The 9463-nt window shown below is 71.6% G+C and carries 8 protein-coding genes and 1 pseudogene; 7 read left to right on the forward strand and 2 right to left on the reverse strand.

Features of this window, described 5'->3' with window-relative positions; genetic code table 11:
• Nucleotides 1-60 precede the first annotated feature (60 nt).
• From OFY01_RS13015 to dapD, 3 genes are all read left to right on the forward strand, one after another.
• Nucleotides 61-381, forward strand: coding sequence for a DMT family transporter (locus OFY01_RS13015; protein ID WP_266599443.1), 321 nt, complete (start codon nt 61-63; stop codon nt 379-381).
• Nucleotides 381-920 carry a TetR/AcrR family transcriptional regulator gene (locus OFY01_RS13020; RefSeq protein ID WP_266599445.1) on the forward strand — a complete coding sequence of 180 codons (540 nt, stop codon included), beginning with the start codon at nt 381-383 and terminating at the stop codon, nt 918-920. The genes OFY01_RS13015 and OFY01_RS13020 overlap by 1 nt, the downstream gene beginning before the upstream one ends.
• A 79-nt stretch (nt 921-999) precedes the next feature.
• Nucleotides 1000-2001, forward strand: coding sequence for a 2,3,4,5-tetrahydropyridine-2,6-dicarboxylate N-succinyltransferase (dapD, locus tag OFY01_RS13025; RefSeq protein ID WP_266599447.1), 1002 nt, complete (start codon nt 1000-1002; stop codon nt 1999-2001).
• An 89-nt stretch (nt 2002-2090) separates the two neighbouring features.
• Here dapD and OFY01_RS13030 read toward each other — a convergent pair whose 3' ends face one another.
• Nucleotides 2091-4109 (reverse strand): endonuclease/exonuclease/phosphatase family protein, encoded by a 2019-nt coding sequence (locus tag OFY01_RS13030; RefSeq protein ID WP_266599449.1) that lies wholly within the window; start codon nt 4107-4109, stop codon nt 2091-2093.
• 70 nt (nt 4110-4179) lie between these two features.
• Here OFY01_RS13030 and OFY01_RS13035 point away from each other — a divergent pair, with 70 nt between their 5' ends.
• On the forward strand, nt 4180-5640 hold the full coding sequence (locus tag OFY01_RS13035) for a hypothetical protein (protein WP_266599451.1): 1461 nt from the start codon (nt 4180-4182) through the stop codon (nt 5638-5640).
• Nucleotides 5641-5797: 157 nt separating this feature from the next.
• Here OFY01_RS13035 and OFY01_RS13040 read toward each other — a convergent pair whose 3' ends face one another.
• A complete protein-coding gene (locus OFY01_RS13040; protein WP_266599453.1) occupies nt 5798-6562 on the reverse strand; it encodes an SDR family NAD(P)-dependent oxidoreductase in 765 nt (254 codons plus the stop codon).
• Nucleotides 6563-6684: 122 nt separating this feature from the next.
• Here OFY01_RS13040 and OFY01_RS13045 point away from each other — a divergent pair, with 122 nt between their 5' ends.
• The 3 genes and pseudogenes from OFY01_RS13045 to OFY01_RS13055 form a co-directional block, all read left to right on the forward strand.
• Nucleotides 6685-8139, forward strand: a complete 1455-nt coding sequence (locus tag OFY01_RS13045) for an alkaline phosphatase PhoX (RefSeq protein WP_266599455.1) — start codon at nt 6685-6687, stop codon at nt 8137-8139.
• 367 nt (nt 8140-8506) lie between these two features.
• Nucleotides 8507-8830, forward strand: a pseudogene (locus OFY01_RS13050) (TROVE domain-containing protein); the annotation flags it as partial.
• 98 nt (nt 8831-8928) lie between these two features.
• On the forward strand, nt 8929-9463 hold a 535-nt coding region (locus OFY01_RS13055), incomplete at its 3' end, for a TerD family protein (RefSeq protein ID WP_266599457.1).

A 9463-nucleotide genomic window follows, 5' to 3' on the forward strand; every position in this document is an offset into this window, starting at 1 on the left:
GCCGCCCGTCTGTTCGCTGTTTGTGTACGCCCGTACGCATCGATATGTACACTCGTACGCATGGGATACGTGCTGCTGGCCGGCGCCATCGCCGCCGAGGTGGGCGCCACCACCGCGATGAAGTACAGCGACGGGTTCAGCCGCCTGTGGCCGTCGCTGGTGACGGTCGCCGGGTACCTGGTCGCGTTCGCGCTGCTCGCGCAGACCCTGCGGACCGTGCAGATCGGCACCGCGTACGCGATCTGGGCGGGCACCGGCACCGCCGTCATCGCGGTGATCGGCACACTGTTCCTGGGGGAGGGGCTGACCGTGGCCAAGGCCGCCGGGATCGTGCTCGTCATCGCCGGTGTCGTCCTGCTCAACCTGGGCGGTGCGCACTGATGGCGGCCAGGCGCTACGACCCCGAGCGGCGGCAGCGGATCATCGACGCGGCGATCCGGGTCGTCGGCGCCAAGGGCATCGCCGGGCTCAGCCACCGCAGCGCCGCCCGCGAGGCCGACGTGCCGCTGGGCTCGACCACATACCACTTCGCGACCCTGGACGAGCTGCTCGTGGCGGCGCTGCGGCAGGCCAACGAGGGGTTCGCCAAGGTCGTCGCGGCGCACGGCGCCATCCGGGACCCGCGCGCGGACCTGCCCGCCGAGCTGGCCGGACTGCTCGGCGAGTGGCTCGCGGGGGACCGGGTCGGCGTGGAGCTGGAGTACGAGCTGTACCTCGCGGCCCTGCGCAGACCTGTGCTGCGGCCCGTCGCCGCCGAATGGTGCCAGGAGCTCTCCGCCGTCCTGGCCGAACGCACAGACCCCGTCACCGCGCGGGCCCTGTGCGCCCTGATGGACGGCATCTGCCTGCAGGTCCTGCTCACCGACCAGGTCTACGACGAGGACTACGCGCGCGAGATGCTGTCGCGCATGATCCCGTGAGCGGCCTGCCCCGCCCGCTCCCTGAGACGTGGCCCCCGCGGGTTCGCTTCCCCGCCCCCGCCCCGATTAAGTTGGGCCCATGACCGACACGACTGCTACTCGCACCACCGGCGCCGTCGCCGCGGGCCTCGCCACCGTCACCGCCGACGGCACCGTTCTCGACACCTGGTTCCCCGCCCCCGAGCTGGTCGACGTGACTGCCGAGGGCCTCGGCCCGGCCGGCTCCGAGCGACTGTCCGCCGACAAGGCCGTGGAGCTGCTCGGCGAGGGTGCCGCGAAGGCGATCGGGGCCGACGCCCGGCGCGGTGTCGAGGTCGTGGCCGTGCGTACGGTCATCGCGTCCCTCGACGACAAGCCGCTCGACGCCCACGACGTCTACCTGCGCCTGCACCTGCTCTCGCACCGCCTGGTCAAGCCGCACGGCCAGAACCTGGACGGCATGTTCGGCTTCCTCGCCAACGTCGCCTGGACCTCGCTCGGCCCGGTCGCCGTCGACGACCTGGAGAAGGTCCGCCTGAACGCCCGCGCCGAGGGCCTGCACCTCCAGGTCACCTCGGTCGACAAGTTCCCCCGCATGACCGACTACGTCGCCCCCAAGGGCGTGCGCATCGCCGACGCCGACCGGGTCCGCCTCGGCGCTCACCTCGCCGAGGGCACCACCGTCATGCACGAGGGCTTCGTCAACTTCAACGCGGGCACGCTCGGCACCTCGATGATCGAGGGCCGCATCTCCGCGGGCGTCGTCATCGGCGACGGCTCCGACATCGGCGGCGGCGCCTCCACCATGGGCACCCTCTCCGGCGGCGGCAACGTCCGCATCACCGTCGGCGAGCGCTGCCTCGTCGGCGCCGAGGCGGGCGTCGGCATCGCGCTCGGTGACGAGTGCGTGGTCGAGGCCGGCCTGTACGTCACCGCGGGCACCCGCGTGACCATGCCCGACGGCCAGATCGTCAAGGCCCGCGACCTCTCCGGCGCCTCGAACATCCTCTTCCGCCGCAACTCGGTCACCGGCACCGTCGAGGCCCGCCCCAACAACGCGGTCTGGGGCGGCCTCAACGAGGTCCTGCACAGCCACAACTGACCCGCGGCCTCAACCGAGCGGCCCGCGCCGGAAGAGACCTTCCGGCGCGGGCCGTCGTCGTACCCACTCAGTCGTCCGCCGGGCGCCGGTCACGGCCGCAGGCGCAGCACCTGCGGGTCGTGGTCGCTCACCTGGTCGTGGAACTCGCTGTTGATGTGCACGCTGTCGTAGGCGAACGCGCCCTTCGCCTTGATCGCCGGGCTGATCAGGATCTGGTCGAGTACCTGGGCATTGCCCTGGTACTCGTACGTGTAACGCTCGTTCTTCGGAAGCGACTTGATCGCCGACCAGAGGGCGCCGCCGTTCTCCAGGCGGTGCGCCGTGCCGGAGAACTCGTAGTCGTTCATGTCGCCGAGCGCGATCACGTTCGCGTCCTTCTGGACCGCGAGGATGTCCTTCACGAAGGAGTTCACGAGCGTCGCCTGCGCGTGACGCTGCGTCTCGGAGCTGCGCGTGGGCGGCTGGTACTGGGAGTGCAGCGCCTGGTCGCCGAGCTTGGCGGCGAGGTGGTTGGAGACCACGAAGACCGTCTTGCCGCGGAAGACGAACTGGCCCAGCAGCGGCTTGCGGCTGCTGTTCCAGGCGGAGTTGGCCGGGTCGATCCGGCCGGGCGACTGGGCGAGCTCCGCCTTGCCGCCGTTGTCGATGACGCTGTCCGCGGTGGTGGCGTCGCCGCCCGGACGGTCGACGAACGACACGCGCGCGGGGTTGAACAGGAAGACGTTGCGGATGTTGCCGCCCGGTTGGCCGCCGTCCTTGTCGTCGACCGGGTCGATGGAGCGCCAGTCGTACTTCGGACCGCCCGCCGCGACGATCGCGTCGATCAGCTTGGTCACGGTCTGGTCGGCGGCGACCACGCCGTCGTTCGTGGCGCCGTCGTTGTCCTGGATCTCCTCCAGGGACAGGATGTCCGGCGACTGGAGGTTGTTGACGATCGCGGAGGCGTGCGCGGCGAAGGTGGAGTCGGACGGGTCCAGGTTCTCCACGTTGTACGTGGCCACGGCCAGCTGGTCGTGGGCCTGCTTGCGGGTCGTCTCCCGGGCCAGGCCCATGGAGTCGACCGTACCCAGCTTGTCGGCCACCAGCGTGTAGCCGCCGTACTGGTTGTAGTCGAGCGGGCCCTCGGTCGTCCCGGAGAGCACATCACCCACGTCGGCCGTGGGGAAGGCGGACTTCGACCCGAGTGTCTCGATCAGCAGCCGCCCGGAGTTCTGCGACCGGTAGGAGCCGTACAGCACACCGCCGCGTGCCGTGGGGTGCTGGCACGGCTTCACCGTGACCCACAGCTCCGCGTACTTGTTGGAGGGGGTGATCACGCGCGAGGAACCGATCTCCACGTTCATGCCCTCGAGCGACTCGTAGTAGTCGAGCGCGTACTTCCACGGCTTCAGCCGCAGGCCGTTGATCGAACCGCCGTCGGACGGCTTGCCCTTGCGCGTGTACGCGGACGGGACGGACCAGGCGGAGATCCGCGTGACCGGCACGCGGTTGCCGGACGACACCACGGTCACCGACGGGTGGGTGATCTCGGTGACCGACTGGTTGCCGGACGAGACGCCGCCGGGCACGTACTCGGAGACGGTCCCGGAGACCCGAACGGAGTCGCCCTTCCTCACCGTCGGCGTGGAGCGGGTGTAGACGAAGATGCCCTCGCTGGTGGCGGGGTTGTTGTCGGGCGTCGTGTCCTGGAACCAGAAACCCTTGGACGAGCCGTACGACCTGACCCCGGTCACCACGCCCGTCACACCCGTGACGGGCTTCCCGTTGTACGGGGATATTCGGGTGGTGCCCTGGATGTCGTGGATGGCGACCGTGGCGGCGTGCGCGGGCGACGCCACGAGCACGGCGTACGAGGCGGTGGTGGCGGTGGCGACGGCGAGCGCGGCGAGGCGCGAGCGGGAGCGTCGGGGCGTTCTGGATGAGCTCGGCAAGAGAATCCCTCCGGGGACGATGTGGGTGAGCGCCGGGACGAGGGTGGAGCAAACGGCGGCGGGAACGGAGTGTGACTTTCCCGCCGCTTTTCTACGCGCGTCAATCTCCTGTCTGTGTGCGGGAGTTGTCAAGGCTTCCCAGGAGGTCGGGCGGCGTACGGGAGATGACGAGTACATGAAGCAGCAGTAAGGGGGCGAATCCGTCTAGGCTGAGCGGTCGCAACGTAGTCCTGAGGAGAACCCGCCGATGTCAGACAGCTCCCCCCTGCCGCCGGTGCGGCTGCCCGCCGATGTGGAACTGGCGCGGGAAGCCCTCGCCGCCCCTCTCCTGTCGCGCGCGGTGCGGCTCGCCCGATGGGCCGGGCCCGAGACCCGAGTCGGCGCGGGCGGCGAACTGGTCGACGAGCAACTGCCCGCGGCCGCCGCCGAACTGGGGCTCGCCGCGTCCGAGGCCGCCGACGACGGCGACGCCGCCGCCTGCGCGAGCGAGGCGTGGCGCGTGGCCGTCGACACCGGCCTGGTCGAGATCGTCGACGAGGAGGAGGGCACCGTCACCGTCGGCGAGGAACTCGGCACCCTCACCTCCGGCACGCCCGCCGACATCCTCGGCCTGTGGCTCGTCGCCCTCGACGCCGTGCTCGCCGACGCGAGCGTGCCCGACCTCGACGACCTGGTCGACGCCATGGACGTCGAAGGCGGCGGCGAGATCGATTTCTCGCAGCTGGACTGGGACCCGGAGGCGGAGGCCGAGTTCCTGGAGGGCGTGCTCGGCAATCTGTACCTGCTGACCGTCAGCGAGGACGGGCCCGGCGACGAGGCCGTGCCGCTGCCCGCGCTCGCCGCGTCGATGATCGTCCCCGACGACATGGGTGAGCCCAGCGACGACGTCCTGGAACAGGTGTCGGACGCGATGCTCCGCCTCGACGACCAGTTCCGACTGCTCGCCCCGATCGGGCTCGTGGAGTTCCAGCCGGTCGACGAGTCTTTGATGCTCGACGCCGACGACCCGGCCGCCGCGGCCGCCGCGCCTGTCGACGACGCCGACGTCTCCCGCTACGGCATGGTCAAGCTCACCCCGCTCGGCCTGTACGGCATCCGCGCCCGCATGCTCGAGGCGGGCATCGACGCCCCGGCCGTCGGCGACCTCGTCGACAAGGGCGCCGACGCCCTCCTCGACGGAACGGCCACGTTCCCGCAGGCCGCGGCACAGGCCGAGATCGAGCAGTGGCTCGCCCGGCGCGAACCCCTGGGCGCGGCACGGGAGTTGCTGGCGGCGGCGCGCGGCACCGACCCCGGCGCGCCACTGCGCCGCCTGCGCTGCCAGCAGGCCCTGTCGCTGGCCGGAACCGAGGCCGAACCCGCGCTGCGCGAGGTCCTCGACGACCCCGAACTGGGCGGTCTGGCCCGAGTGTGGCTAGCCGAGCACGGCGCGACGGACGTGCCCGCGCCCTCGCAGGACCTCGTCTTCTGGCTCACCGTCGACACGATCGCCGCACAACTGTCCCTGGAGGGCAACTCGGACGAGCTCCAGGGGCTGGTGGAGGGCCTGGCCGCCCAGCACAGCGGCTTCTTCGCGGCTGCCTGGCGCGTCGACCACCCCGCGACGGCGGACGTCCTGGAGGCGATGGGCCGCCTGCACCCGGACAAGAAGGTGGCCAAGGAGGCCCGCAAGGCGGCGTTCAAGGCGCGGTCGGCGACGGGCGGCTGAGGCGGGCGACGGCGGCCGGCGAGGCGGACGGACGGCGGGTGGCGGTGGCGGTGGCAATTCCCATCGCCTCCCGCCCCGCCCGTCGACCTCCCCAGGACCCAAGCCTTCAGGCCCAAGCCCTCAGGTCTCAAGCCCCCACATCCCACGCCCTCGGACCTCAAGTCCTCAGATAGGACGCCCCGTTGAGGTCGAGTACGGTTCCCGACGCCCACTGCGCGCCCGGTGACGCCAGCCACAGCACGGCCTCCGCGACCTCCTCGGGCGCCGCGACCCGGCCGAACGGGCTCTGTGCTCGCACCGCGTCCGTCAGGCGCTCGGCCACCCGTTCCGTCTCGATGAATCCCGGCGCCACCGAGGCCACCGCGATCCCGTGCGGCGCGAGGGCCACGGCGAGCGACTGGCCGAGCGCGTGCACCGCGGCCTTGGTCGCGCCGTACGCCGGATGGTCGGGCTCGCCCTTGAAGGCGCCGCGCGACCCGACGTTGACGATCCGCCCGCCCGTGCCCTGCTCGATCATGCGCCGCGCCGCCAGGTGACTCAGGTTCGCCACGGCGAGCAGATTCACCGCCACATGGCTCTGCCACTGCCGCGACCACTCCTCGTACGGGGTGGTGGCGGGCGGATGCGCCACGTTCACGGCCGCGTTGTTCACCAGCACGTCGACGCCGCCGAGCCCCTCCGCGGCCCGCTCGGCGACCGCCGCCGCGCCCCGCGGGTCGCCGATGTCCCCGCCGACCAGGACGTGTCCGCCACCCGTGAGCGAGTCGAGTGTGGCGCGGGCGTCGGCCTCGCGTGAACCGTAATGCACGGCCACCCGATCTCCGTTGGCGGCGAACGCGCGCGCCAGGGCGCGCCCGAGCCCGCGGGAGGCGCCGCTCACAAGGACGCGACGGCCGGTCGACGGGAGGTTGACGGAAGGCATGGCAGCGAGCTCCTCAGGCGTAGGGCGGTGTTCAACCATCGTTTATATGTCCAAGAGAAGGTAAAGCCGCACCCGGGACCGCCACCCCGCCCACCCACCCCGAACGGCAGGAGACAGCCACCATGTCGCTCACTCGCAGGGACTTCGCCAGACGGTCGGCGGCCACCGGCGCCGGATTCGCGCTGGCCGGATCCGCCGCCGCCCTCGCCACCGCGCCGGGCGCCCTCGCGGCCACGGAACCGGGAGGCCGCGACCACGGCAACGGCGGCGACCACCACGACCACCACGACCGGCCCGGCTACGGTCCGCTGCGGCCCGACCCCGAAGGCATCCTGGCGCTGCCCGAGGGTTTCTCGTACGAGATCATCACCTACGGCGGCAGGACCAGACTGGAATCCGGCGAGTTCACGCCCTCCCACCACGACGGCACCGCCGCCTTCGCGGGCCCGCGCGGTGCCACGCTCCTCGTCAACAACCACGAGCTGAAGGGCCCGCGCTCCGACTGGCCGCACCCGGTACCGCTCGCCGAGGGGCTCGTCTACGACCCGGCGGCCTCCGGCGGCTGCACCGTCGTCGAGGTCCGCCCCGGCGGGGCCGTCGCCGAGTGGGTCGGCATCGCCGGTACCGCCACCAACTGCGCCGGCGGCAGGACCTCCTGGGGAACCTGGCTGACCTGCGAGGAGACCGAGGACAAAGCCGGTGACCACGGCTTCACCAAGGACCACGGCTACGTCTTCGAGGTCGACCCCCACGACCGCCGCGCCAACCGGGACCCCCGGCCGGTCAAGGCGCTGGGCCGCTTCGAGCACGAGGCCGTCGTCGTCGACCCCAAGCGCGGCCACGCCTACCTCACCGAGGACGCATCGGGCCCGAACGGCCTGCTCTACCGCTGGACGCCGCCCAAGGGCTTCGAGCACGGCCGCGGCAGGCTGCGCACGCTCGCCGACGACGCGGGCGTCCTGCAGGCATTCAGGTGCTTCGACTCGGGCGGCCGTTTCGTCGACGACCTCTCCCGTGCCACCAAGCCCGGCACGGTCTACGGCGTCGACTGGGTGGACGTCCCCGACCGCGACGCCAGGTCGGTCTCGGTCCGCAAGCAGTTCACGGACGGCGAGGTCACCCGCGCCCGCAAGCTGGAGGGCATGTGGTGGGGCGACGACGGCGCGTACGTCGTCTGCTCCTTCGCCCGCGAGGAGAGCCCGGTCCAGCACGACGGGCAGGTCTGGTTCTACAACCCCCGGCGCCGCACGCTGACCCTCAAGGTGCGCCTGGACGCCGACCCCGACCCGTCCCGCGACGGCGCCTTCGACGGCCCGGACAACATCACCGTCTCCCCGTACGGCGGCCTGGTCGTCTGCGAGGACGGCGACGGAGTCCAGCACCTGTTCGGCGCCACCGACAGCGGTCGTACGTACCCGATCGCGCGCAACGAGCTGAACATCGGCACCGGGGCGGAGCCCGAGTACAGCGAGTTCACGGGCGTGACGTTCTCGCCGGACGGCGACACGCTGTTCGCGAACATCCAGACGCCCGGCATCATGCTGGCGATCACGGGGCCGTGGAAGCGACAGTGCTGAATCCCGCACGGAATTAATGCGTGGCGTGGCCGGTGCACGCCCCCCTACAGTCTTTCTCGTCCAGGTGCGACAGGCAGGACCTACTTCCGCTCATCACGGGGAGGTCGCGGGTTCGAATCCCGTCTCCGGCATTCCCTGCCGGAGTAGCTCAGTGGCCAGAGCACCAACTGTCGGTTCCGCCGGCCTTGAACTCTGGACAGCGAAAGAACTGACGCACCTCCCGGTGCGCCGGCCACGGTTACTTCCTGCTTCAGCAGGCGAAAACCGTGGCCACCTCGATCTCGGGAGGCGCGGCGGACGGTGCGTGCCCGGTGCGCAGACGACGGGTACTTCCTTGGACCGGGCGGTTGCGGGTTCGATTCCCGCCGGCGAGTCCGTTCTGAAGACCCTGGACCGCTTCGGCGACCTGGGCGGCACGAACACCACGGAGGCGGTACGCCGCCACTACCGCGGCCACGACCGGGTGCTGATCGTGACCGACGAGCAGGCGGCGTACAGCCACCACGGTGACCCGACGGCCCAGGTCCCGGCGCGCGTACCGGTCTACACGCGGAACCTGGCGGGGTACCGGGCCGGTCACGCGCCGTCCGGCACGGCGAACCGGCACGTCTTCGGCGGGCTGACCGACGCGGCGTTCCGCCTGGTGTCCCTGCTGGAGGCCGGGCGTGACGCGCGCTGGCCGTGGCAGTGACCGGCCGTCGCGCCGTGGCGGGAGGAGAGCGGGAGAAGAAAAGCCTTCGGTAAGGGAACGGTAAAGCGGTTTTGCTCGTTACTGCTGGCATGACAGCTATGACCCCCGGCTCGAACATCCCGCTCACGGCGCAGCGCGTGGCGGTGGACGTCACGGCGCCCGTGCGGCTCGACGTATCGGGCCTGCTGCTCACGGCCGACGGCAAGGTGCGCTCGGACGACGACTTCATCTTCTACAACCAGCCCTCGGGCCCCGGTGTGACGTACACGTCGGGCGGGGGCGCGTCCCCGGACTCGGTCACCGTGGACACGGCCGCCGTCCCGCCGGAGATCGACAAGATCGTCGTCACCGCGAGCCCCGACGCCGCGGGCCAGACCTTCCAGGGCATCGAGCCGACGGCCACCATCCGCAGCGCGGACGACGGCTCGGTGCTGGCCACCTTCACCCCGCCGCGGCTCGGCGCGGAGACGGCCCTTGTGGTCATGGAGGTGTACCGGCGCGGCGGCGCCTGGAAGGCCCGCGCGGTCGGCCAGGGCTACGCCGACGGCCTGGCGGGCATCGCCACGGACTTCGGCGTGTCGGTGGAGGAGCCGGCGGCCCCGGCGGCCCCCGCCGTGCCGCCCCGGCCGGCCA

Origin of the sequence: Streptomyces beihaiensis (assembly GCF_026274175.1) — a bacterium.
Lineage (GTDB): Bacteria > Actinomycetota > Actinomycetes > Streptomycetales > Streptomycetaceae > Streptomyces > Streptomyces beihaiensis.

What these genes read in the sequence shown, in the direction of transcription:
- OFY01_RS13020 (WP_266599445.1), top strand. Translation starts at nt 381, where the DNA reads ATGGCGGCCAGGCGCTACGACCCCGAGCGGCGGCAGCGGATCATCGAC.
- OFY01_RS13040 (WP_266599453.1), bottom strand. Translation starts at nt 6,562, where the DNA reads ATGCCTTCCGTCAACCTCCCGTCGACCGGCCGTCGCGTCCTTGTGAGC.
- dapD (WP_266599447.1), top strand. Translation starts at nt 1,000, where the DNA reads ATGACCGACACGACTGCTACTCGCACCACCGGCGCCGTCGCCGCGGGC.
- OFY01_RS13045 (WP_266599455.1), top strand. Translation starts at nt 6,685, where the DNA reads ATGTCGCTCACTCGCAGGGACTTCGCCAGACGGTCGGCGGCCACCGGC.
- OFY01_RS13015 (WP_266599443.1), top strand. Translation starts at nt 61, where the DNA reads ATGGGATACGTGCTGCTGGCCGGCGCCATCGCCGCCGAGGTGGGCGCC.
- OFY01_RS13030 (WP_266599449.1), bottom strand. Translation starts at nt 4,109, where the DNA reads ATGTACTCGTCATCTCCCGTACGCCGCCCGACCTCCTGGGAAGCCTTG.
- OFY01_RS13035 (WP_266599451.1), top strand. Translation starts at nt 4,180, where the DNA reads ATGTCAGACAGCTCCCCCCTGCCGCCGGTGCGGCTGCCCGCCGATGTG.